The sequence below is a fragment of the Paenibacillus rhizoplanae genome (genome assembly GCF_042684125.1).
Lineage (GTDB): Bacteria > Bacillota > Bacilli > Paenibacillales > Paenibacillaceae > Paenibacillus_AQ > Paenibacillus_AQ rhizoplanae.
Genome location: NZ_JBHUKY010000017.1, coordinates 60547 through 83990 on the forward strand (window position 1 = coordinate 60547; position 23444 = coordinate 83990).

Genomic DNA, 23444 nt, shown 5'->3' on the forward strand with positions numbered 1-23444 from the left:
ATAATTTTTTTGGTAATAATGAGATAAGTCCGTTGTGTAAAGAGTGGGGAAACCCACTCTTTATCTTTGGTATATAGCAAAAGACAAGTTCGTGGAGGTAATCTTCTTTTGAGCACACCCAAATCCAAAATTAAACAAACGGTAGAGCAGCTGCTCGGGTCCTATCTCGAGGACAATGGTTTCGAACTGGTGGACGTTGAATACGTGAAGGAAGGCTCCAACTGGTTTCTGCGCGTATTCGTAGACAAAGAGGGTGGCATCGACATCGATGACTGCGGTACCATCAGCGAATATATCAGCCAGAAGCTGGATGAGAATGATCCATTCTCCGAAGCGTATTTCCTTGAAGTCTCCTCGCCGGGAGCTGAGCGTCCGCTCAAGAAAGCTGCGGATGTGGCCAAGGCGGTAGGCAAGGACGTAAATGTTACGGTCTATGAGCCGATTCAAGGACTCAAAGAATTCGAAGGTCGATTGCTCTCGTTCGAGAACGAGGAACTGCTCATCTCCGCGGGCAAAAAAGAACATGTGGTACCGTACGCCAAGGTCGCCAGTGCGAGATTGGCCATTATTTTTTAACGTCTTGAAAGGGGGACCGGAATTTCATGAGTATGGAGTTTATTGAAGCTATGAATGAACTGGAAAGGGAGAAAGGCATCAGCAAGGATGTGCTGTTCGAAGCCATCGAAGCGGCGCTGATCTCCAGCTATAAACGCAATTTCAATGCGGCGCAGAATGTGCGTGTGGATATGAACCGCAACACAGGCGTAATCAAGGTGTATGCCCGCAAGCTGATTGTGGAGGAGGTTCTCGATGCACGGACTGAGATCTCGCTCATGGCTGCCCGGGAGATCAACCCGCATTTCCAGCTGGAGGATATCGCCGAGCAAGAAGTCACGCCGCGTGATTTCGGCCGTATTGCCGCCCAGACTGCGAAGCAGGTGGTTACCCAGCGTATCCGCGAAGCTGAACGCGGCCTGATCTATAACGCTTTTATCGACAAGGAAGATGATATTGTGACTGGCCTTGTACAGCGTCAGGATATGCGTAACATCTATGTCGATCTTGGCAAAATCGAGGCGGTTCTTCCGCTGAGCGAGCTGATGCCTGGAGAGAAGTTCAAGCAGAGCGAGCGTATCAAGGCTTATATCACCAAGGTGGAGAATACGACCAAAGGACCGCAGATCATGTTGTCCCGCAGTCATCCGGGTCTCCTGAAGCGTCTGTTCGAGCTGGAGGTGCCGGAGATTTTTGACGGAGTGGTGGAGATTCGTTCCGTTGCCCGCGAAGCCGGATTCCGTTCCAAAATCGCTGTGTTCTCGCGCAATCCCGAAGTGGACCCGGTGGGCTCCTGCGTAGGCCCAAGAGGCACACGCGTACAGACCATCGTGACTGAGCTTCGCGGCGAGAAGATCGATATCGTCAGATATTCCGAGCTGGTGCAGGAGTATGTAGCCAACGCACTTAGCCCGTCCAAGGTGCTTGAGGTTCAAGTCTTTGAACCTGAGAAAATGGCCCGCGTCATTGTTCCTGATTATCAGCTGTCGCTTGCGATCGGCATCAAGGGGCAGAATGCCCGTCTTGCTGCCAAGCTAACCGGCTGGAAGATTGATATCAAGAGCGAGACGCAGGCGGAGCAGGAATACGGCAGACCCAGAACGTCGAATGATGAAATGCATCAGGATTCCGTCTCCATCGATTAATGAATGCTGACTGACGGGAGGTGCTTTGTATGAAGCAAAGAAAGGTGCCGCTGCGTAAATGCGTTGCCAGCCAGGAGATGATGCCCAAGAAAGAGCTGATTCGAGTGGTGAGAACGCCTGAAGGCGAGGTGCTGATCGACCTGACAGGCAAGAAGTCGGGCCGTGGCGCTTATATATGCGGTAAACTGGAATACTTTAAGCTAGCACAGAAGACCAAAGCACTTGATCGGGCATTGAAATGTCAGGTCAGTCCTGAAATCTATGCCCAGCTTGCCCGGGATTTTGCATCCGTGGAGGAGCAATTTTTGGCAGCGAAGGATAGTGAGGACAATGAGTAAGACACTTTCTTATTTAGGGCTTGCGATGAGAGCAGGCAAGATTGTCACCGGTGATGAGGCTGTGCTTAAGGCAGTACGGTCTTCAGAGGCCAAGCTGGTCGTCCTGGCAGGTGACGCTTCAGATAATACCCAGAAGAAGTTCCGCGATAAATGCGGGACCTACGATATTCCACTAGTAATCGCATTTCACCGGGATGAACTCGGTGCAAGTATTGGTAAGGACCAGCGCGTAGTGCTGGCCGTTACGGATAAAGGATTCGCGGAAATGATCTCCAGAACGCTTGGAGATACTGTCGGAGGTGGAGTTATTGACTAAAGAAGATAATAAGGATAAGCTGCGCGTATACGAATATGCGAAGTCTTTGAACATGAGCAGCAAAGAAATTATTACCATTCTGAAGCGTTTGGATGTCCCGGTGAATAATCATATGAGTGTCATGGAGAATGGCTCCGTGAACAAAGTTGAACAGTTCTTCAAGGACATCAAGTCAAACGCTGCAGCCAAGCGGGACACCGGCACCAACAACCGTCCGGTAGTGACTACCGGTGCGGTAAACGCCGAATCCCAGAGTGCTCAGAATACCAACAAAATTCAATCGGAAAAGCAGGTAGGTATGAACAGTAACCAAAACAACCAATCGACGACGTCCCCAAGGCCCCAAAGCGGACAAGATTCCCGCAGAACACAAACATCAGGCACAGCGCAGAATTCGCGCCCGCAGAGCAGCTCCACTAGTGGCAGCCGCCCGCAGAGCAGTTCCACTGGCGGCAGCCGCCCACAAGGCAGCTCCACTAGCGGCAGCCGTCCACAAGGCAGCTCCACTGGCGGTAGCCGTCCACAAGGCAGCTCCACTGGCGGTAGCCGTCCACAAGGTAGCTCCACTAGCAGCAGCCGTCCACAAGGCAGCTCCACTGGCGGCAGCCGTCCGCAAGGCAGCTCCACTACTGGCAGCCGTCCACAAGGCAGCTCCACTACTGGCAGCCGTCCGCAAGGACAAGGCGGCGCACCACGTACAGGTGACCGTCCGCAAGGTCAAGGCAATGCAGGCGGAGGTTTCTCACGCAGCGACGGCCCTAAGAAGAGCACCACTGGCGGCAGACCTGGCGGCAACAACAGCGGCCAGAAACGTTACGACGACAACAAGGGCGGCAACTATCGCGGCCGTGGCGGCAAGAACAGCCGCGGCAGAAACCAGCCGACCGTATATCGTGAGAAGATTGACAACACACCTAAGAAGATCATTGTCCGCGGCAGCATGACTGTCGGTGAAACCGCGAAGCTGCTTCACAAGGATGCTTCGGAAGTGATCAAGAAGCTGATCTCGATGGGGGTTATGGCGACCATCAATCAGGAGCTTGATATCGATACGATTCTGCTGCTGGCCGGCGAATTCGGCGTAGAAGTAGAAGTGAAGATCCCGGTAGATGAAGACAGCTTCGAGACTGTGGAAGAGAATGATACCGAAGCGGAATTGATCACCCGTCCACCGGTTGTAACCATCATGGGTCACGTTGACCATGGTAAAACAACCTTGCTCGATGCCATCCGTTCCACGAACGTAACAGGCGGCGAAGCAGGCGGAATTACCCAGCATATCGGTGCCTATCAAGTTGAAATCAACCATAAGAAAATCACATTCCTGGATACACCGGGCCATGAAGCGTTCACCGCCATGCGTGCCCGTGGTGCCCAAGTCACAGATATGACCATTATCGTTGTAGCGGCAGATGACGGCGTAATGCCTCAGACCGTAGAAGCGATCAACCATGCCAAGGCAGCCGGACTTCCGATCATTGTTGCAGTTAACAAGATCGACAAGCCGGGCGCTGACCCTGACAAGGTGAAGCAGGAGCTTACAAGCTATGAGCTGGTGCCGGAAGAGTGGGGCGGCGATACGATCTTCGTCAACCTGTCCGCTAAGCAGCGCATTAACCTTGAAGAACTGCTGGAAATGATCCTGCTCGTCGCTGAAGTGAATGAGTACAAGGCGAACCCGGACAAACGGGCGCGCGGTACTGTTATAGAAGCTGAGCTTGATAAGAATCGTGGACCGGTTGCCCGTATTCTCGTGCAGAACGGTACGCTGAAGGTCGGAGACGCTTTTGTAGCGGGTAACTGCTTCGGCCGCGTACGCGCCATGGTGAATGACAAGGGACGCAAGATCAAGGAAGCGGGACCTTCCACTCCAGTGGAAATTACCGGTCTGACCGAAGTGCCGCAGGCGGGCGATCCGTTCATGGCCTTCGAAGATGAGCGCAAAGCACGGTCGATTGCTGACAGACGTTCGATCACACAGCGCCAGTCCGAGCTGAACACGAACACCCGCGTAACGCTGGATGATCTGTTCAAGCACATCAAAGACGGCGAGATCAAGGATCTCAACGTTATTATCAAAGCTGACGTTCAAGGTTCGGTAGAGGCGCTTAAAGGCTCCTTGGCCAAGATCGAAGTCGAAGGTGTCCGCGTGAAGATCCTGCATAGCGGTGCCGGCGCGATTACGGAATCCGATATTACTCTGGCAGCAGCCTCCAACGCTATCGTGATCGGCTTCAACGTTCGTCCGGATACCCAGACGAAAGCGGCAGCAGAGCAGGAGAAGGTGGATGTGCGTCTGCACAACATCATCTACAATGTCATTGAAGAGATTGAAAGTGCCATGAAGGGCATGCTTGATCCCATCTATAAAGAAGCTGTTATCGGCCATGCCGAAGTGCGCAACGTATTCAAAATCAGCAAAGTGGGCAGTGTCGCAGGCTGTATGGTTACAGACGGCAAAATTTCCCGCAATGCTGAAATGCGCCTGATCCGCAGCGGTATTGTTGTCTTCACAGGAAAAATTGACACCTTGAAGCGTTTCAAAGATGATGCAAAAGAAGTGGCACAGGGTTATGAATGTGGCATAACTTTGGAACGCTATAATGATGTCATCGAAGGCGACATTATCGAAGCATTCATCATGGAAACGGTAGAGCGCTAAGCGAAGAGGTGAAATAAGATGTCTAAAATCAGAGCCGGACGGGTTGGCGAACAGATTAAGAAAGAGCTGAGCCAGCTCATCCAGAGCGGACTGAAGGACCCGCGTGTCGGGTTCGTAACGATAACTGGAGTAGATGTGACGAATGATTTGTCACAGGCCAAGGTATACCTGAGTGTATTCGGGGACGAGGAGCAGAAGTCTGACTCGCTCAAAGCGATAGAGAAAGCCAATGGCTTTCTCCGCTCGGAGCTTGGCAAAGCGATTCGCCTGCGCCATACGCCTGAGCTGATCTTCAAGATGGATGAATCCGTTGCTTACGGAAGTCATATTGAGAAGCTGCTCGGCGAAATCGGCAAAAACGAATAGGCTACGGAACATAAAGGAGACGGCGAATGCAGAGCTATGAACAAAGTCTCCAGCAGACGCGTAAGTTTCTGCTGGAACACGACGATTATCTTGTAGTGTCGCATGTTCAGCCGGACGGAGATGCAGTCAGCTCCACCCTCGCGGTGGGCTGGCTTCTCTCATGTCTGGGCAAAAAATATTTGATGCTGAACGAGGGGCAAATCCCGCAAAGAATGGAATATTTATGGCATGCCGATCAAATTGTAAATCTGTCTGAGGGTTCATTGCCCCGCCAGTACAGCCATGTAATTTGTGTCGACTGCGCGGATTTCCAGCGTGTGGGGATGACCCAGCAGCATTTCACCAGTGATGCACTGATCTTGAATATAGACCATCATCCAACCAATAACGGCTATGGCGCGGTGAACCTCATCAAGCCGGATGCGGCAGCGACAGCAGAAATTCTGTTTGATCTGCTGAAGACCTTTGAGCTGGAGTGGGATATTGATATTGCTACAGCCATATATACCGGACTGTTAACAGATACCGGCGGTTTCCGTTACAGCAATACTTCACCTAAAGTGATGGCGGCGGTATCCGAACTGCTGGCATTGGGCGTGAATGGACCGGATCTCGCAGAGACCCTGCTGGAAGAGATGACTCTCCCCCAGGTGAAGGTGCTGAACCGGGCACTTAGCACCCTGCAGCTCAGTCCTGAAGGAGATATAGCCTGGGTATATGTTACGCCTCAGGATATGCTGGACTCCGGAGCAGCCAATGAGGATCTTGAAGGGATTGTCAATTATCCCCGTAATATCCGCGGGGTAGAGGTAGGCGTTCTGTTCAAGGTCATTGATGACCAGGCGGTGAAGGCTAGTCTGCGTTCCGCAGGCAAGGTGGATGTGGCAGCGCTGGCGCAGGCCTTCGGCGGCGGCGGTCACACCCGTGCAGCGGGTGCCCGGATTAACGGAAGCCTGGAAGAAGCTGTCGCACAGGTGCTTGAGGAGGTCAAACGTCATTTATGAGTGAGCTTACAGGAGTTCTGGCTGTATACAAGCCGGCAGGGTTCACTTCACATGATGTTGTGGCCAAGGCGCGGCGCATTCTGGGCATGAAGCGGATTGGACATACCGGTACACTTGATCCTCAGGTAACCGGAGTATTGCCGCTCTGTCTGGGCCGGGCTACAAGGGTAGTGGAGTATATCCAGGAGCTGCCCAAGGAATATGTTGCCACGCTGCGGCTGGGAATGGCCAGCGATACAGAGGATCTTACCGGAACGATCACGGAATCCGTGGAGGAGGTTCATGTTACAGAGGCCGAAGTGCTGGCTGTACTGAACACCTTCCAGGGCGTGATTTCGCAGGTACCTCCGATGTATTCGGCAGTGAAGGTGGACGGCAAGCGTTTATATGAGCTGGCCCGGGAAGGCAAGACCGTGGAACGTAAGAGCCGCGAAGTAGAGATTTATGAGATTGAGATGCATCAAATGGTCTGGAATGGCAATTATCCGGAGATTACCTTTCGGGCGCTATGCTCGAAGGGGACCTATATCCGCACCCTCTGTGTAGATATCGGGCGTAAACTTGGTGTTCCTGGGGTAATGGTGAAGCTGGAGCGGACGATGTCGGCCGGGATCTCGGCCAGTCATTGCCTGACTCTGGAGCAAATTGCGCAGCACAAGGAAGCCGGTACGCTGGATGAGCATCTGATTGCTGCCGACGAGGCGATTTCACATTTGCCCAGACATATTGTTGCCGAGGAGAAGAAGAAAGCGGCCCTGCAAGGGCAGCGGTTGGCGATCCGTTGTGTGACGCCTGAAGTGAAGCAAGGCGGAGATTTCCGGCTTTATGATCAGCAAGGGGAGTTCCTCGGCATCTATGCTCTGGAGGCTGCAGGAGCTATTGCACCCGTCAAGGTGTTTGCCCAGGTCTAAACTTTAATTTATTTGCGAATGTAGGTGAGAAACAGCGTGAGAACCGTAACGATAAGCTATCCGATGCTGCCGGAGACGGTGGCGCAGTACGCGCAGCCTCAAGTAGTTGCTCTGGGACAATTCGATGGATTGCATCTCGGACATGCCAGTGTCATCACATCTGCTGTTGCTCTTGCCCGCGAGGCAGGTGTACCTGCAGCCGTTATGACTTTCTACCCCCATCCCAAGGACGTTATGGGCAAAGGGGATTATGAAGGATATTTGACACCCGCTAAGGATAAGCAGGAGCTGCTTGCCGGGATGGGTGTTGAGCTTTTATATATAATTGCATTTAATGAAGAACTCTCCCGGGTAAGCCCGGCGGACTTTGTCTCTGTGATGCTGCTGCCGCTACAGATTGTGACTGCGGTTGTTGGGTTCGACTTCCGCTTCGGCCACAAGGGCGAGGGGGATGCAGACACGCTTTCGGAGCTGGGACAGGGTGCAATGAAGGTAGAGACGGTCGCGCCGTTCCTCCTTGACGGGGAGAAGGTTAGCAGCTCCGGCATCCGCAAGAGCTTGCTGAGCGGGGAACTCGATAAGGCCAATGCCTGGTTTGGACGTTGTTATCACCTGCGCGGTATCGTCGGCCACGGGGAGAAGCGGGGCCGGACCATCGGTTTTCCGACGGCGAACCTGCAGCTCGAAGACCGCTATGTCATTCCGGCCACAGGCGTATACGCAGTGAAGGTCTTTTACAGGGACGAAGTGCTGTACGGGGTTATGAATGTCGGTGTGAAGCCTACGTTTCATGAAGGGGTAACCAAGCCCAGCTTTGAAATCCATCTGTTTGATTTTGCCTCAGATATTTATGGACAGGAGCTTAAGGTAGATCTAGTGTCCTACATCCGCGCTGAGCGCAAGTTCGAGTCTATTGATGCCTTGATTGCCCAGATCGGTGCAGATGCCGAGACAGCCAAAGGTCTTCTGGGATATCATTCCTAATCTTTCACGGACATGCCGTTTACTTTTGCCTTTGAAGGTGCTATACTGATTAACGTTGCTGGATTGACAGCATCAGAACCTTAGCTTGGTTGCTTGTTCTCACCGACGGTGACGAGGCTACTGGCGATTATAATGAAGGAGGTGAACAGGATGGCATTGACTCAAGAACGTAAACACCAATTGATCGACGAGCACAAAACTCACGAATCCGATACTGGATCCCCTGAGGTGCAAGTTGCTATCCTTACGGAGAACATCGTTAATTTGACTGACCACTTGCGTACGCACAAGAAGGATCATCATTCCCGCCGCGGACTGCTGAAGATGGTTGGACAACGTCGTAAACTGCTGGCGTATTTGAAGAACAAAGACATCAGACGTTACAGCGCCCTGATCGAAAAACTGGGATTGCGTCGTTAATTTCCATAAGTAGAACCCTAAAGCAGCCTGGTTGTATACCGTATGTCCTTCTTACGAGCGACAGCGGGACAGCCGGGTTGCTTTTTGAAAATTTAGGGTAAACTTTTACAGTTGACAAGTTGATAGCATTCGCAAAAACGGCTATCCTCACCTCTGCGGAGGACAAGCCGTTTTTGCTTGTAGAACATACAGAACGTATTATAACCATTCAAGGAGGGGTTTTATGGAACAACGTGTGGAAATGCAGCTGGGCGGAAGACGCCTTGTGCTGGAAACAGGCCGTCTGGCCAAACAAGCGAACGCAGCCGTGATGGTGCGTTACGGAGATACTTCAGTATTGTGTACGGTTACAGCATCCAGTGAACCAAAAGATCTGGATTTCTTCCCGCTGACAGTGAACTATGAGGAAAGATTATATGCAGTAGGCAAAATCCCGGGCGGATTCATCAAACGTGAAGGACGTCCGAGCGAGAAAGCGATTCTGTCCAGCCGTCTGACAGACCGTCCGATTCGTCCATTGTTCCCGGAAGGGTTCCGCAATGACGTTCAAGTCTTGAACCTGGTAATGAGCGTGGATCAGGACTGTGCGCCTGATATTGCTGCCATGATCGGTACTTCCGCTGCGCTCAGTATTTCCGATGTACCGTTTAACGGACCAATCGGCGGCGTGGCTGTTGGCCGGATTAACGGAGAATTCATCATCAATCCTGATCAAGCCCAGCAGGCTATCAGCGATCTTTATCTGGTTGTGGCCGGTACGAAGGATGCCATCATGATGGTAGAGGCAGAAGCCAATGAAGTGACTGAAGATGTGATGCTGGAAGCGATCATGTTCGGACATGACGAGGTCCGCAAGATTGTGGCTGTGATTGAGCAGCTCGTAGCCGTTGCCGGTAAAGAGAAGATGGCCGTGAAGCTGCATGCGGTTAATGCGGATGTAAATACAGAGGTTCGTGCTTTTGCTGAGATTCGTCTGGTGGAAGCCGTAAGAATCGCCGAGAAGCATGCCCGCCAGGATGCGATCGATCTGGTGAACAACGAAGCGGTGGCGTATTTCGCAGAGAAATACATAGAAACCCCAGAGCTTCTTAAGGATGTCAAGGAAGCACTGCATGATATCGTGAAGGATGAAGTCAGACGTCTAATCACGCATGACAAGGTTCGTCCGGATGGACGTAAGCTGGATGAGATTCGTCCGATCGAATGCGATACAGGCCTGCTGCCGCGCACACACGGTTCCGGTCTGTTCACACGCGGCCAGACACAGATCCTTAGCGTATGTACCCTGGGTGCACTAGGTGATGTGCAGATTCTGGATGGGATTGATCCGGCAGAAACCAAGCGATTCATGCACCATTACAACTTCCCTCCGTTCAGCGTAGGGGAAGCCCGTCCGCTGAGAGCACCGGGACGCCGCGAGATCGGCCACGGAGCACTGGGTGAACGTGCATTGTCCAAGGTTATTCCAAGTGAGACTGAATTCCCGTACACCATCCGTCTGGTATCTGAAGCGATTGAATCCAATGGCTCCACCTCCCAGGCGAGCATCTGTGCCAGTATCCTGGCCATGATGGATGCAGGGGTACCTATCAAGGCGCCTGTAGCAGGTGTAGCGATGGGTTTGATCAAGGACGGGGAGCATGTCTCCATCCTGACCGATATTCAAGGCATGGAAGATCACCTCGGCGATATGGACTTCAAGGTAGCGGGTACAGCTGAAGGCGTAACGGCGATTCAGATGGATATCAAAATCGACGGCATCGACCGCAAAATTCTGCACGAGGCGCTTCAGCAGGCCAAAGAAGGACGTATGTTCATCCTTGGTAAAATGAATGAAGCGATCGCTGCTCCAAGACAGAGCCTGTCTAAATATGCTCCGAAGATCATCATCATCAATATCAACCCGGACAAAATCCGTGATGTTATCGGTGCTGGCGGTAAAATCATCAACAAAATTATTGAAGAAACCGGCGTGAAGATCGACATCGAACAGGATGGCCGCGTATTCATCGGTTCCTCTGACGAAGCCATGATTCAGAAGGCCCGTGGAATTATTGAGGGTATTGTGAAGGAAGTAGTAGTTGGTGAGATTTATGTGGGTACCGTTAGACGCATTGAGAAATTCGGCGCTTTTGTTGAATTGATCCCTGGTAAAGACGGCCTCGTGCATATCTCCCAGCTGTCCACCGATCGTGTGGCTAAGGTGGAAGATGTTGTGGCGATTGGCGACACCATTACCGTGAAGGTAACAGAGATCGACCAGCAAGGCCGCGTCAACCTGTCGCGCAAAGCAGTTCTGACTTCGGAGAGCGGAGCGAAGGCGTAAGTCTTACGCCGCCGTTTCACCGGTATTCCAACTATAGATAAGAAGAAGAGACAGAGGCAGTACGGTTCTGCCTCTTTTTTTTGGAAAAGTATGCGCAGCGATGGGGTCCTGACAGGACGGCTATATCTTACCCGCTTGAAGGCAGTATAGATGCAGTATGCATAATCTGCGTCCTTCATACATAGGCTGGGACAAAGCGTCCCCGCACGGCTTGACCCTTGTGCGGGGACGGAACAGACCGTTTCTGCCGGGGAGGTAAGACGTCATGAAGACGGACAAGGCGGCGCTTGTGCTGGCTTGCATCGCAGTAGTAATCGGAATTGGCAGTACGAACGGACCCGTGAAAGAGATGATTGCCGGGCTTAAGCCGCAGGCGGATGCAGCCGTGATGAGCTATGCTCTGAATCAGGCGGAGGATGATCTGCGCGCGCAGATTACCCGCCGGGCCGAGGCGCTGAATGCGCAGCCGGTGAATGCTGTAGTTGACCGGGTATGGAAAGCCATACCCGGTTATAACGGGCTGGAGGTCGATGTGGAGGCCACCTACCGGAGCGCACTTTTACGGGGACCCCAAGAAGGGCTCAAGCTGATGTACCGCCAGATTAAGCCTAAGGTATCGCTGGATGATCTGGGAGCGCAGCCGATCTACCGGGGGAATCCGGCGAAGCCGATGGTCTCGCTGATGATTAATGTGGCGTGGGGGAATGAGTATATCCGGCCGATGCTGGATATTCTTGATGCGGAAAAGGTGAAGGTGACTTTTTTTCTGGACGGAAGCTGGCTAAGCCGCAACAAGGAGCTTGCAGCAGAGATGTTGAAGCGCGGGCATGAGGTGGAGAACCATGCGTATACGCATCCCAAGATGAGTAATCTAAGCCGGCCGCGTGCCGCTGCCGAGATTGAGAAGACGCAGAAGCTGCTGAAGGAAAGTCTGGGTGTGACGAATAAGTGGTTTGCTCCGCCGTCAGGAGACTTTAACCAGCAGACGGTGGAGATTGCCGCCTCGCTGGGGCTGAAGACGGTGTTGTGGACGCTCGATACGGTCGATTGGCGCAATCCGTCCCCGGAATCAATTGTTGCCAAGATCAGCAGCCGGGTAGAGCCGGGAACCCTGATCCTGATGCATCCGACGGCGTCCTCCTCGCAAGCGCTAAGAGGGATGATCCGGGGGATCAAAGCCAAGGGCCTGCTCTTGGGAACCGTCAGTCAGACGCTCTCACCTGAGCGTATCGTGACTGCGGAAGTTGAGTGAACGCCTTATTTCTGATAGGATTAGAGGCGCGAATAACAAATACAGACAGAACCAGGGGCTGTGCCAGGAGGATTACACATTGGACAAAATATTATTATCGAACGGACTCCGGGTGGTGACCGAGAAGATCCCGACCGGCCGGTCCGTATCTTTCGGAATCTGGGTCAAGACGGGCTCCCGCAATGAGAACCCGCTTAATAACGGGATTTCCCATTTCATTGAGCATATGCTCTTTAAGGGAACTGACCGCTATACCGCCAAGGATATTGCCGAACAGTTTGATGCCATTGGCGGTAACGTCAATGCCTTTACCTCGAAGGAATATACATGCTTTTATGCCAAAGTACTGGATGAGCATTTGCCGATTGCTGTAGATGTGCTGGCAGATATGTTCTTCCGCTCACGGATGGATGCGGAAGAGCTGGCCAAGGAGAAGAATGTGATCCTGGAGGAAATCGCCATGTGCGAGGACACGCCGGATGATCTTGTCCATGAGCTGATGTGTGCTGCCGCCTACGGCGAGCACCCGCTGGCCTATACCATCCTGGGGCTGAAGGAACGCCTGCTGGAGATGACGCCGGATGATCTGCGTGCTTACATGAAGGATCAGTATACCATCGAGAACACCGTGATCAGCGTAGCCGGTAATATTAATGACGGGCTGATCCCGCTGCTGGAGCAGCATTTCGGTTCCTTCACGAATCATGGTGAAGCACCTCTGCTGACTGAGCCTGCATATCAGGGGGAGCTGGTGTTCCACAAAAAGAAGACCGAGCAGAATCACATCTGCATCTCCTTGCCGGGTGTCCGTAGCGGCGGACCGCTGCAATATCCGATGGCGCTCCTCAACAATGCGTTCGGCGGCGGCATGAGCTCCCGGTTGTTCCAGGAGATCCGCGAGAAGCGCGGTCTGGCCTATTCCGTATTCTCGTATCACAGTGCCCAGGCTGACAGCGGTTTGTTCACGGTGTATGCCGGAACAGCGCCGAAGCAGACCAAGGAAGTTACAGAGCTGATCAAAGAAATGCTGCGTGATCTGGCTGTGAACGGCCTGAGCGAGGACGAGCTCCGCAAGGGCAAGGAGCAGCTCAAGGGCAGCCTGATTCTCAGTCTGGAGAGTACGGGCAGCCGGATGAACCGGATGGGCAAAAATGAGCTGATGCTCGGCCGTCAGGATACGCTGGATGAAATGATAGCCAAAATCGGAGCTGTAACCATGGAGGATATCAACGCTCTGCTGGACTTTATGTTCGCACAGCCGTTGTCTCTGGCGATGGTAGGTTCCACCGATAAAGCGATAGCCAATGTTAGGAGAGATGATCTTGCCGCATTACGTACAAATTAACAAGCTTCCGGGGAATGAGGATGTACTGCTGCCCTGTAAAATGTCCGAGCTGGCCTCGGGGTATGACCTGTATGCCGCTGTAGGAGAGCCTGTGGTACTTGCTCCGGGCGAGCGGACGCTGATCCCCACCGGCATATCGCTGGCGATGCCAGGCGGGCTGGAGGCGCAGATCCGTCCGCGCAGCGGGCTGGCCCTGAAGCATGGCATCACCTGCCTGAACACACCAGGCACGATCGACGCGGATTACCGGGGTGAAATTAAGGTGCTGCTGATCAACCTGGGACAGGAGCCGTTTGCGATTGCCCGTAACGAGCGGATCGCCCAGATGGTATTCCAGGCTGTGCCTGAAGTGACTCTGGTGGAAGTGGATGAGCTGTCTGACACAGAGCGCGGAGCCGGCGGCTTCGGGCATACTGGCAAATAAGCGTCCTTATCTCATAGCTGTACCAATTAGCTTGCGGAAAATGCACCTTCGGGTGCAGCCGCAGGCTTTTTTTAGTTTTCTTTGAATAATTCATAGACTGACATTGTTGCTGAACGTGGCTGAGGGAATCGCCGACAGGAGCAGTGTACCTGATTCTTTTGGTCTAAAACTGCAGGGGACAACAGCGGACGGAGGGCAAAACATTCTCTGGAGTCACGGCAATCCCAGAACAGAAAAAATACAAGTATAAGCTATAACTCTTTCTGTGGATTAGAATTCCTCTCCGCTCTTCACCCATCGGCGGCTTCCGGCATAAGATGCTCTATAGTCGAATGTGGTTGTGGAAAGGAGCGTCATCCCTATGCTTACTGGCATCAGGATCGTGTTCCTGGGCGGGGACGCGAGACAAATTGAAGTGATTCGGAAATGTGTGGAATTGGATGCGGCCGTAAGCGTTGCCGGATTCGATACATGGGATGCCCCATGCCCGGGGGTAAGCCTGGAACTGTTGTCGCCCGAGCTGCTAGGTGAAGCGGATGTGCTGGTGCTGCCGGCGGTCGGCTGCGATGATGAGGGTTACATTAATGCGCTGTATTCTTCGGAACGCCTCCAGCTGCGGGAGGAGCATATCGCGGCCTTGCCGTCCCGGGCAATCGTGTACACCGGCATGGCTAAGAGCTATTTGCGCGGCCTGTGTGCCGGACATTCACTGAAGCTGGTGGAGCTGTTGAACAGGGACGATGTGGCAATCTACAATTCTATTCCGACAGCGGAGGGAGCTTTGGTGATGGCCGTACAGAATACGGACTTTACCATACACGGCTCTACATCGATGGTGCTGGGGATGGGCCGGACCGGCTTCACAATGTCCAGAACCCTCCAGGGAATGGGAGCAACGGTCAAAGTAGGCGTCAGGAAGCAGGAGCATTTTGCAAGGGCAGCGGAAATGGGCTGGAAGCCTTTTATGACAGAGGATTTGCTGCTGCATGCACCAGAGGCGGATCTGATCTTCAACACTATACCCGCTATGATTATCAACGCACAGGTCCTGTCCCGGCTTCAGCCGCATTGCGTGATCATCGATTTGGCGTCCGCACCGGGCGGATGCGATTTCCGCTATGCCGAGAAGCGCGGGATCAAGGCGATGCTGGCACCGGGCCTGCCCGGAATTGTTGCCCCCAAGAGCGCCGGAATCATTATGGCAGGTGCGCTGGTACAGTCGATATCGGACGAGACTTTAAGCAGGGGGGATGAATGAATGGATTGGCACGGAAAAACAGTAGGTTATGCCATTACCGGCTCGCACTGCACCTTCGCTGAGGTGATGCCGCAGATTCAGCGGTTCATGGATGGAGGAGCGAATGTGGTGCCGATTGTGTCTGCTTCGGTACTGAATACGGATACCCGCTTTGGAACCTCGGAAAATTGGTTAAAACAGTTGAAAGATATAACAGGGAATGATATCATTTCTACAATTGTTGAAGCGGAGCCGCTGGGTCCTTCCAAGCTGCTGGATGTGCTGACGATCGCTCCCTGCACAGGGAACACAACAAGTAAGCTGGCGAACGCGATGACGGACAGTCCGGTGCTGATGGCAGCCAAATCGCAGATGCGCAACGGGCGTCCGCTGGTGCTGGCGATCTCGACGAATGACGGACTTGGACTTAACGCTGCGAATATTGCGAAGCTCCTGGTTGCCAAACATATTTATTTCGTCCCGTTCGGACAGGATAATCCTGAGGGTAAGCCGAATTCGCTGGTGGCGCAGATGGATCTCATTCCTGAGGCGTGCTACGCCGCTCTACAGGGCAACCAGTTGCAGCCTATGCTAGTTCAACGGTTTTATTCCGCATAGATAATATAATCAGCACGGGATTGGCCCGGAAGAGCGAACTCAGCTGACGGACCCATAAGCTTCATTTCTGCCGTCCTCATCCCGGGGGCGGCACGAACAATTTTACGCTATAATAAGAGTCAGGTTATCGCGGCTACGAACACTTCTGCCTCATGGGGTGATTTATTTCACGTAAGGTTCAGTAAGTCTGCTGAGAGAAGTAATGGAGGAATTATACATGGGTATTTTGGTGCAAAAATTCGGCGGAACTTCCCTATCCACACCTGTGGCCAGAGAACACGTAATTCGTCATGTCAAACGGGAGCTGGCCAGCGGGTTCAGTCTGGTGGTTGTAGTCTCGGCTATGGGCCGCAAAGGAGAACCCTACGCTACCGATACACTGCTTGATCTGGCGGTTCAGAGCGGGAATTCGCTCCCGGACCGGGAACGGGATCTGCTGATGAGCTGCGGGGAGATCATCTCGGCGGCCAATCTGTGCGGTCTGCTGGAGCAGGAGGGTATTCGTTCCACTGTGCTGACAGGGGCGCAAGCCGGATTCCTGACAGACAACAGCTATGGCAATGCCAGAATTCTGGATGTGCGGACGGAACGCATTCTACGGGAGCTGCGCGAGCATAAAGTAGTTATAGTAACCGGTTTCCAGGGTCAGACGGAGGCTGGTGATTTCACCACACTGGGCCGCGGAGGAAGCGACACCTCGGCGACAGCACTGGGAGCCGCACTGCGTGCGGATATGGTAGACATCTATACGGATGTGGACGGCATTCTCACCGCCGATCCGCGGATCGTCGAAGATGCAAGGCAGCTTACTTATGTCAGCTACACCGAGATTTGCAACATGGCGTATCAGGGAGCCAAGGTCATTCATCCACGGGCAGTGGAGATTGCCATGCAGGCCCAGATTCCGGTACGTGTGCGCTCGACCTTCTCTGAAGCAGAGGGGACGCTTGTGACCCATCCGGAAGGCTTCAGTGATGTATCGCACGGAGTCGTTGACCGGTTCGTCACAGGTATTGCCTATGTCAGCAATATTACGCAGATCTCGGTGGAATGTCCGGAGGGCAATGGAACTGGCGTGCAGCTGCAGATCTTCAAGAGCATGGCCGATAACGGAATCAGCGTGGACTTCATCAATGTAACGCCGACCGAGGCCGTATATACGGTGTTCGATGACAAATCGGAGCAGGCAATTGCTGCGCTGCAGGAACTGGGTCTGCGTCCCAAGAGCTTGTCCGGCTGTGCGAAGGTCTCGGTCATCGGTGGAGGCATCAACGGCGTTCCGGGGATTATGGCGCATATCGTCGAAGCGCTCAGCTCGCAGAACATCCAAATTCTGCAGTCTGCCGATTCCAACACAACGATCTGGGTTCTCGTGAAAAAAGAAGATATGGTGCAGTCGGTTCGCGCCCTGCATACCAAGTTTGAATTGCACCGCTGACAAGGAGGAATTCAAAGTGGATTTCGGAAGACTGATCACCGCAATGGTAACCCCGTTTGACGGGGAGGGAGAAATCAACTGGGAAGCAACTTCAAGGCTGGTCGATTATCTGATCGAGGAACAAAAGTCCGCTGCGCTCGTAGTCTGCGGAACAACCGGTGAATCGCCGACCTTAACGGATGAGGAGAAGTTGAAGCTGTTCTCCTTCGTGAAGCAGCAGGCAGACGGACGCTGCAAAATCATTGCCGGTACCGGCAGCAACAGCACCAGACACTCTACCCGGCTCACCAAGGAAGCTGAAAAAATCGGCGTGGACGGTGTGCTTCTGGTCGTCCCGTATTACAATAAACCGAATCAGGAAGGGCTTTACCAGCATTTCTCTGCGATTGCTTCCGCGACTTCGCTGCCCTGCATTTTGTACAATGTGCCAGGCCGTACGACAGTGAGCATGAGTGTAGCAACCACCCTGCGTCTGGCGGAGATTCCTAATATTGTGGCTACGAAGGAATGTGCTTCGGTAGATCAGATTACATGGATTGCCTCAGCTTGTCCTGAAGACTTCCATGTCTACTCCGGAGATGATTCTGCGGGTCTCGCGACGCTTGCTGTTGGGGGCCATGGCATTATCAGTGTGGCCAGCCATGTCGTAGGGGCGCAGATGTCGGAGATGATCGAGGCCTTCAACTCCGGCGATGTCCGCCGTGCAGGTGAGCTTCACCGGCAGCTGTTTCCGGTCTTCAAGGGGCTGTTCGAGTGTCCGCAGCCGCTGCCCAATCCCTCAGCCGTGAAGTACGCGCTGGGGCTGCGCGGGATTGATGTCGGCTCGGTCCGCCTGCCGCTGGTCTCACCGACGGAAGAAGAGGCGGCCTTCATTGCGGCTTTGCTAAGATAGTCCAGCCATGGATATGTGAATGAGGCGAAGATAGATAGATCATACAGCGACGGTCACTCTTATAGAGCGGCCGTTTTTTTTACATAACGGACTTTTTGCCACTGCAGAGCGCTTATGGTATTTATTTCTCCCGGATTAACTCTATGTTAAAAAAGTCAGTCTTTGCAGCGCTTTTTTGCTTGTCTTTTCCTCAAATAATGGCTGATTGTTAAGGAAAGAATAGGACCAGGCACAGGGTGACTTGTCTTTTGCCAAAAAAATCATGTATAATGAACTTAATTGACTCGGTGCGGTTAAAAAAATATGCGTAATCTTCCATCAATGTGATTTTACATTGTGAGACAGGATAGGTCCTTGAATAAGTCTGTGCTGAATACGCCGGATTTACGCGCAAGGGGCGCGGTGGTGGAATTTTGAGGGCGTTTGCCCGCTTCAAGAGGATATTACTGCCCGGATTCGGGAGTTTAGACTTGCGCAATTATACAGGCTTACCGGGAATTCCTTGTCGAAGTAAGGAGTTAACAGCATTTTGATGTATATTACAGCGCCGCTGAAATATTGAAGCTCATTGTTAACAAATAAAAAGTATGACGTCCAACATCATAGGAGGGTTAGATTCATTTGTCCAAAAAAAACAACAACAACGACAAACTGACGATATTCGCGCTTGGCGGAGTCGGCGAAATTGGGAAGAACATGTACGTAGTTCAGTACGGCAACGACATTGTAGTCATTGACGCCGGCCTGAAATTCCCGGAGGAAGATATGCTGGGTATTGATATTGTAATACCGGATATCTCCTACCTCATTGAGAACCGTGACAAGGTAAGAGGAATTGTTCTTACCCACGGCCATGAGGATCACATTGGCGGATTATCTTATGTGCTTAAGAACCTGAATGTTCCCGTATACGGAACAAGACTTACCCTGGGTCTTGTGGAGAACAAGCTCAAGGAAGCGAACCTGCTTGGTGAAACTAAGCGGATTCTGATTAATGAGGATTCCGAAGTTGAACTGGGTACATCCCTCAAGGCAACCTTCTTCAGAACGAATCACAGTATTCCGGATTCTGTCGGGGTATGCGTTGAGACACCAGAAGGCAATGTTGTTCACACAGGTGACTTCAAATTTGACCACACGCCAGTCAACGGTCAATTTGCCAATCTGCATCGTATGGCTGAGATCGGATCGAAGGGTGTTCTGGCCTTGCTGTCAGACAGCACGAATGCCGAGAAGCCGGGCTTCACACCTTCGGAGAAGAACGTCGGCATCGTGCTGGAGGATATTTTCCGCAAAGCTGAACAGCGTGTAGTAGTAGCGACCTTCGCTTCGAACGTGCATCGTATTCAGCAGGTCGTGAACGCTTCTGAAGCAACCGGACGCAAGATTACCGTGATTGGACGAAGCATGGTTAACGTAGTGTCCATCGCTTCCGAGCTTGGCTATCTGCATATCCCTGACGGCATGCTCATTGAGCCTGAAGAGATGAACAGAATGGCAGGCAACCGTGTGGTGGTATTGTGCACAGGCAGCCAAGGCGAGCCTATGTCAGCGCTGACACGCATGGCGCGTTCCAGTCACCGCAAGGTAGATATCATGCCGGGCGACACCGTTATTATTGCGGCTACACCGGTACCGGGTAATGAGAAATATGTTGGCCGTACCATTGATGAACTGTTCCGCCTTGGTGCCAATGTTATTTACAGCGGCTCCAACTCCGGCGTTCACGTATCCGGCCACGGCAGCCAGGAAGAGCTGAAGCTGATGCTCAACCTGATGAAGCCGAAATACTTCATGCCAATCCACGGTGAATACCGGATGCAGCGTAAGCATGCGCTTCTGGCTGAATCCGTTGGCGTAGAGCCGAGCAATATCTTCATTACTGAGCTTGGTGAAGTGATTGAGATTTCTGGAGGAGCTGCACGCAGAGCAGGTAAGGTTACTGCAGGCAACGTGCTGATTGACGGACTTGGTGTCGGCGATGTCGGCAACATTGTACTGCGTGACCGCAAGCTGTTGTCGCAGGACGGTATTCTGGTGGTTGTGGTTACCCTCAGCAAGCAGAACGGAGCGATTGTCTCTGGTCCGGATATCATCTCACGCGGATTCGTGTATGTACGGGAATCGGAAGGTCTCCTGGACGAAGCGAACCGGATTGTCTCGGGCACGCTGCAGCGTCTGATGAGTGAGAAGGTCAATGAATGGGCTTCCCTGAAGACCAGTGTCAAAGACTCGCTCGGCCGTTTCCTCTATGAGCAGACCCGCCGCAGACCGATGATCCTGCCGATTATTATGGAAGTATAAGAGAAGCATTTCTTAACAATATAGCTTTGGCAATAGCCTCTTTTCCCGGAAATATTGGACGGTTTCCTGGGGGAAGAGGCTTTTTTATGTTTTTTTCTTTGCACAAAATAACATTTGGGCAACCTGACCGTTATACAGGCAAGGAGGTGCAGCATGGAGCCAAGAGACCTGGAGAAGGTGCTCCAACCCAAAATGGCGGAGATTCGCCGCTACTTGATCCGCCTCGGCGCCGGGGCTTCAGATGCAGAAGATATTGTGCAGGACACCGTGTACAAGGCGCTGCTGTATCTGGAGGCGATCGATGAGCGCAAATTCAGCGCCTGGTTGTACAAGGTTGCGATTAACCGTTATTTTGACCATTGCCGCAGACAGAAGAGATATTCCTATAGCGGTGAGGAAGTGGAAGAACATCCGGCCCAGGAGCAGGAGTTACCGGAAGCGGTGCTGCTGCGCAGAGAACGGAAAGAGGAGATAGAAGGAGTGCTGGACTGCTTGAATCCGGTCAATAAGCAACTGATTCTGCTGAAATATGAAATGGAGCTGTCCTATAAGGAAATCTCCGCCCTGCTCGGCATTTCCGAAGGGACAGTGAAAGCTACGCTCTACCGGGCCAGACAGCAATTTCAACAATTATATGGAGGTGAGGGCGAATGACTGCCCCATGGGATGAAGCAGAAGACCAGAATATTATGCAAACCCTGAAAAAAACCAAACGGAAGAGCATGATCCGCAGCATCCTGATTTCAGTCACAGTTAGTGTGCTTATGCTGATCATCGTATTTTTTGGTGCGGCGCAGTTGGTAGGACATCTGTCTTCCAACGCACTTTATAGCGAACAGCGGTATATGAGGATCAGCAGCCCTAATGAATTTAATTCAGGCTTTAGGGACAATAGAGGTTTTTTATCTGGAGTAATGGAACTTCAAACCTATAAAATCGTCGATGACGTACCGATCCCCTGGAAGAATAGATGGCTCAATTACAACGCCTGGTGGTTCCCTTTCACAACCGGCGCCTATGGCGGTTCTAACAACCTGACTGTAGAAGATCCGCGCATGAAGCAGGAAGGATATGAGTATTACCGGGGTTATAATTCCTATAACGGGCAGAGGGAGCTGGCCTTCTATATCCCGGGCGTCGATTACGGCGGAAGAATTCTAAATGATCTTCCTGAGCTGGACAAGATGAACGAAGACAAGCGGGTGGAGCTCGCGATATCTTTTGACAAGGATTATTCCTTCGAAGAGGTGAAAGGTCTGCTGCCCGCAGGCGCCAAGCCAGTCTGGTACTGGGTCGATACGTATGATGAACGCGAAGGGTTCAACTTCAAGCCCTATCCAAATGAGAATGATCCCGCTAAAATGAACTATCCGACCCCGATGAATGCGAATTACGGAGTCTACGGATTTGGCGTCCAGCCGGATTGGGATCAGGCGAAGCCCGAGCACTTCATCGGCACAGTGCAGGTTGGAGTGGACAAGAAAGACAATTACCACAGTGAGTATCAGCGTATCTTCAATTATTTGAAAAAAGACAAGCCTGCACCGGAGGCCGGGGATGTACGCATACTGGGTGTGGTTGTAACCGGCACGGCGGACGGGTTAAAGAGCCTCAAGGACCAGACATACGTGCGCGGAGCGGTGCTGGGTGCGGTGGTGGACAAATACTAAAATATGAAATACAGAGGGCGGCCCGTTAAAAGTGAGGGGCCGCCCTCTTGAATTAGCAGCAGAAAAATACAAGTGCAATTTATATAGTGCATAAGGGGGTCCCCCGGAATGTCATACTAATAGAAATCAGAAGCCTGAAGCACACGGACGGGTGTTGCAGGCAGAAGGGGAGCGCTGTGTACGATGGAAATCACAGAAGCAAGCAAGGCGGGCGGAGGGCGTAACGAAGAGATCCTGCCAGGCGAGGTTAAACCAGCGGTGAATGAGCCGGTTCCTCCAGGGATGCCGGGACCTGTGGGGGTGCTGAAGGAGCTGGGGCAGACGGCGGTGCCGACAGGGGAGCCGGATATTTTTTGCATGACGATTATTGGACAAATTGAAGGGCATTTCGTCTTGCCGCCGCATAACAAGACTACAAAATACGAGCATATTATCCCCCAGCTCGTTGCAGCTGAACAGAGTAAGACCATTAAAGGGCTGCTGATCATTCTCAATACGGTTGGCGGGGACGTAGAGGCTGGACTGGCCATTGCCGAGATGATCGCTTCCATGTCGAAGCCCACGGTAACGGTAGTTATCGGCGGCGGTCACAGCATCGGTGTACCTATAGCGGTATCCTCCACGTATTCCATTATTGCTGAAAGTGCCACAATGACCATCCATCCGATCCGGATGAACGGTCTGGTGATCGGCGTGCCGCAGACCTTCGAGTACATGGAGCGTATGCAGGAGCGGATGGTGAAATTCGTGACCTCTCATTCCCGCATCACGGAAGTGCAGTTCAAGGATTTGATGTTCAAGACCGGAGAGCTGAACCGCGACATCGGTACCGCAGTGGGCGGTCAGGATGCCGTCAGGTATGGTCTGATGGATGAAGTGGGCGGGATCGGGGCCGCACTCGCCCATTTGAACCGGATGATTGCTGCTGCCCCGACTGTGACAAATGAGACACTTACGCAAGGAGGGCTGCCCCAATGACCTTTTATACCATTCTTCCGATGGAGCAAATATTCGAGGGGGCGCTGAATTATGCCCGGCCTGTGCAGGAGATGACTATTCAAGGTATGCTTATGCAGGTCGAGCTGCTGGACGGAGGGCAGGCGAAGGTGGTAAGGCTGCTGCAATGTCCGCTGGATAAATACCTGGATGCGGCCTTCTCCCCGGGTGCAATCCTTCAACTGGACAGCTAAGTGCGAACATACAGCCTAAAGATGCATATTCTGACAAAAGAGAACAT

The 23444-nt window shown here is 52.6% G+C and carries 23 protein-coding genes; all 23 read left to right on the forward strand.

Annotated features, from left to right (window positions below; all coding sequences use genetic code 11):
• The first annotated feature begins 108 nt into the window (after window positions 1-108).
• The 23 genes from rimP to ACFSX3_RS07080 all read left to right on the forward strand — a co-directional run bounded on the left by rimP (window position 109) and on the right by ACFSX3_RS07080 (window position 23397).
• Window positions 109-576 (forward strand): ribosome maturation factor RimP, encoded by a 468-nt coding sequence (gene rimP / locus ACFSX3_RS06970; RefSeq protein ID WP_209992744.1) that lies wholly within the window; start codon window positions 109-111, stop codon window positions 574-576.
• A 26-nt stretch (window positions 577-602) separates the two neighbouring features.
• Window positions 603-1700 (forward strand): transcription termination factor NusA, encoded by a 1098-nt coding sequence (nusA, locus tag ACFSX3_RS06975; RefSeq protein ID WP_209992745.1) that lies wholly within the window; start codon window positions 603-605, stop codon window positions 1698-1700.
• Between the two features lie 29 nt (window positions 1701-1729).
• On the forward strand, window positions 1730-2038 hold the full coding sequence (gene rnpM / locus ACFSX3_RS06980; RefSeq protein WP_036692616.1) for an RNase P modulator RnpM: 309 nt from the start codon (window positions 1730-1732) through the stop codon (window positions 2036-2038).
• Window positions 2031-2354: a YlxQ family RNA-binding protein gene (locus ACFSX3_RS06985; protein ID WP_036724725.1), complete on the forward strand. Its 324-nt coding sequence runs from the start codon at window positions 2031-2033 to the stop codon at window positions 2352-2354. The genes rnpM and ACFSX3_RS06985 overlap by 8 nt, the downstream gene beginning before the upstream one ends.
• On the forward strand, window positions 2347-5016 hold the full coding sequence (gene infB, locus ACFSX3_RS06990) for a translation initiation factor IF-2 (protein ID WP_209992746.1): 2670 nt from the start codon (window positions 2347-2349) through the stop codon (window positions 5014-5016). Before ACFSX3_RS06985 ends, infB begins: the two co-directional genes overlap by 8 nt.
• An 18-nt stretch (window positions 5017-5034) precedes the next feature.
• Window positions 5035-5382 (forward strand): 30S ribosome-binding factor RbfA, encoded by a 348-nt coding sequence (gene rbfA / locus ACFSX3_RS06995; protein WP_209992747.1) that lies wholly within the window; start codon window positions 5035-5037, stop codon window positions 5380-5382.
• Window positions 5383-5408: 26 nt separating this feature from the next.
• The gene (locus tag ACFSX3_RS07000) at window positions 5409-6386 is read left to right on the forward strand and encodes a DHH family phosphoesterase (RefSeq protein ID WP_209992748.1); all 978 of its coding nucleotides are present in this window, start codon (window positions 5409-5411) and stop codon (window positions 6384-6386) included.
• Window positions 6383-7297: a tRNA pseudouridine(55) synthase TruB gene (truB, locus tag ACFSX3_RS07005; protein ID WP_209992749.1), complete on the forward strand. Its 915-nt coding sequence runs from the start codon at window positions 6383-6385 to the stop codon at window positions 7295-7297. Before ACFSX3_RS07000 ends, truB begins: the two co-directional genes overlap by 4 nt.
• Before the next feature lie 36 nt (window positions 7298-7333).
• The gene (locus tag ACFSX3_RS07010) at window positions 7334-8281 is read left to right on the forward strand and encodes a bifunctional riboflavin kinase/FAD synthetase (protein WP_209992750.1); all 948 of its coding nucleotides are present in this window, start codon (window positions 7334-7336) and stop codon (window positions 8279-8281) included.
• A 150-nt stretch (window positions 8282-8431) separates the two neighbouring features.
• Window positions 8432-8701 carry a 30S ribosomal protein S15 gene (gene rpsO, locus ACFSX3_RS07015; RefSeq protein ID WP_019910460.1) on the forward strand — a complete coding sequence of 90 codons (270 nt, stop codon included), beginning with the start codon at window positions 8432-8434 and terminating at the stop codon, window positions 8699-8701.
• A gap of 223 nt (window positions 8702-8924) precedes the next feature.
• Window positions 8925-11027: a polyribonucleotide nucleotidyltransferase gene (gene pnp / locus ACFSX3_RS07020; protein WP_209992751.1), complete on the forward strand. Its 2103-nt coding sequence runs from the start codon at window positions 8925-8927 to the stop codon at window positions 11025-11027.
• A gap of 265 nt (window positions 11028-11292) precedes the next feature.
• Window positions 11293-12279, forward strand: a complete 987-nt coding sequence (locus ACFSX3_RS07025; RefSeq protein ID WP_209992752.1) for a polysaccharide deacetylase family protein — start codon at window positions 11293-11295, stop codon at window positions 12277-12279.
• Window positions 12280-12358: 79 nt separating this feature from the next.
• Window positions 12359-13624: a M16 family metallopeptidase gene (locus ACFSX3_RS07030; RefSeq protein ID WP_209992753.1), complete on the forward strand. Its 1266-nt coding sequence runs from the start codon at window positions 12359-12361 to the stop codon at window positions 13622-13624.
• Window positions 13596-14048 (forward strand): dUTP diphosphatase, encoded by a 453-nt coding sequence (dut, locus tag ACFSX3_RS07035; RefSeq protein ID WP_379256408.1) that lies wholly within the window; start codon window positions 13596-13598, stop codon window positions 14046-14048. Before ACFSX3_RS07030 ends, dut begins: the two co-directional genes overlap by 29 nt.
• A 361-nt stretch (window positions 14049-14409) precedes the next feature.
• Complete coding sequence (gene dpsA / locus ACFSX3_RS07040; protein ID WP_209992755.1) at window positions 14410-15306, forward strand: dipicolinate synthase subunit DpsA; 897 nt, start codon at window positions 14410-14412, stop codon at window positions 15304-15306.
• Window positions 15307-15903 carry a dipicolinate synthase subunit B gene (locus ACFSX3_RS07045; protein ID WP_209992756.1) on the forward strand — a complete coding sequence of 199 codons (597 nt, stop codon included), beginning with the start codon at window positions 15307-15309 and terminating at the stop codon, window positions 15901-15903.
• A gap of 217 nt (window positions 15904-16120) precedes the next feature.
• Window positions 16121-17341 (forward strand): aspartate kinase, encoded by a 1221-nt coding sequence (gene dapG, locus ACFSX3_RS07050; protein ID WP_209992757.1) that lies wholly within the window; start codon window positions 16121-16123, stop codon window positions 17339-17341.
• A 16-nt stretch (window positions 17342-17357) separates the two neighbouring features.
• The gene (gene dapA, locus ACFSX3_RS07055; RefSeq protein ID WP_209992758.1) at window positions 17358-18233 is read left to right on the forward strand and encodes a 4-hydroxy-tetrahydrodipicolinate synthase; all 876 of its coding nucleotides are present in this window, start codon (window positions 17358-17360) and stop codon (window positions 18231-18233) included.
• Between the two features lie 621 nt (window positions 18234-18854).
• Window positions 18855-20537, forward strand: a complete 1683-nt coding sequence (locus tag ACFSX3_RS07060; RefSeq protein WP_209992759.1) for a ribonuclease J — start codon at window positions 18855-18857, stop codon at window positions 20535-20537.
• A gap of 153 nt (window positions 20538-20690) precedes the next feature.
• Window positions 20691-21191 (forward strand): RNA polymerase sigma factor, encoded by a 501-nt coding sequence (locus tag ACFSX3_RS07065; RefSeq protein WP_209992760.1) that lies wholly within the window; start codon window positions 20691-20693, stop codon window positions 21189-21191.
• Entirely contained in the window at window positions 21188-22207 is a 1020-nt protein-coding gene (locus ACFSX3_RS07070) for an anti-sigma factor (RefSeq protein WP_209992761.1), read from the forward strand. The genes ACFSX3_RS07065 and ACFSX3_RS07070 overlap by 4 nt, the downstream gene beginning before the upstream one ends.
• A gap of 183 nt (window positions 22208-22390) precedes the next feature.
• Window positions 22391-23185: a ClpP family protease gene (locus tag ACFSX3_RS07075; RefSeq protein WP_379312758.1), complete on the forward strand. Its 795-nt coding sequence runs from the start codon at window positions 22391-22393 to the stop codon at window positions 23183-23185.
• A complete protein-coding gene (locus ACFSX3_RS07080; RefSeq protein ID WP_209992762.1) occupies window positions 23182-23397 on the forward strand; it encodes a YlzJ-like family protein in 216 nt (71 codons plus the stop codon). Before ACFSX3_RS07075 ends, ACFSX3_RS07080 begins: the two co-directional genes overlap by 4 nt.
• Window positions 23398-23444 lie beyond the last annotated feature (47 nt).

Coding starts and splice junctions, on each gene's coding strand:
- nusA (WP_209992745.1), top strand. CDS start 603: ATGAGTATGGAGTTTATTGAAGCTATGAATGAACTGGAAAGGGAGAAA.
- rnpM (WP_036692616.1), top strand. CDS start 1,730: ATGAAGCAAAGAAAGGTGCCGCTGCGTAAATGCGTTGCCAGCCAGGAG.
- ACFSX3_RS06985 (WP_036724725.1), top strand. CDS start 2,031: ATGAGTAAGACACTTTCTTATTTAGGGCTTGCGATGAGAGCAGGCAAG.
- rbfA (WP_209992747.1), top strand. CDS start 5,035: ATGTCTAAAATCAGAGCCGGACGGGTTGGCGAACAGATTAAGAAAGAG.
- ACFSX3_RS07000 (WP_209992748.1), top strand. CDS start 5,409: ATGCAGAGCTATGAACAAAGTCTCCAGCAGACGCGTAAGTTTCTGCTG.
- truB (WP_209992749.1), top strand. CDS start 6,383: ATGAGTGAGCTTACAGGAGTTCTGGCTGTATACAAGCCGGCAGGGTTC.
- rpsO (WP_019910460.1), top strand. CDS start 8,432: ATGGCATTGACTCAAGAACGTAAACACCAATTGATCGACGAGCACAAA.
- pnp (WP_209992751.1), top strand. CDS start 8,925: ATGGAACAACGTGTGGAAATGCAGCTGGGCGGAAGACGCCTTGTGCTG.
- ACFSX3_RS07025 (WP_209992752.1), top strand. CDS start 11,293: ATGAAGACGGACAAGGCGGCGCTTGTGCTGGCTTGCATCGCAGTAGTA.
- dut (WP_379256408.1), top strand. CDS start 13,596: ATGATCTTGCCGCATTACGTACAAATTAACAAGCTTCCGGGGAATGAG.
- dpsA (WP_209992755.1), top strand. CDS start 14,410: ATGCTTACTGGCATCAGGATCGTGTTCCTGGGCGGGGACGCGAGACAA.
- ACFSX3_RS07045 (WP_209992756.1), top strand. CDS start 15,307: ATGGATTGGCACGGAAAAACAGTAGGTTATGCCATTACCGGCTCGCAC.
- dapG (WP_209992757.1), top strand. CDS start 16,121: ATGGGTATTTTGGTGCAAAAATTCGGCGGAACTTCCCTATCCACACCT.
- ACFSX3_RS07065 (WP_209992760.1), top strand. CDS start 20,691: ATGGAGCCAAGAGACCTGGAGAAGGTGCTCCAACCCAAAATGGCGGAG.
- ACFSX3_RS07070 (WP_209992761.1), top strand. CDS start 21,188: ATGACTGCCCCATGGGATGAAGCAGAAGACCAGAATATTATGCAAACC.
- ACFSX3_RS07075 (WP_379312758.1), top strand. CDS start 22,391: ATGGAAATCACAGAAGCAAGCAAGGCGGGCGGAGGGCGTAACGAAGAG.
- ACFSX3_RS07080 (WP_209992762.1), top strand. CDS start 23,182: ATGACCTTTTATACCATTCTTCCGATGGAGCAAATATTCGAGGGGGCG.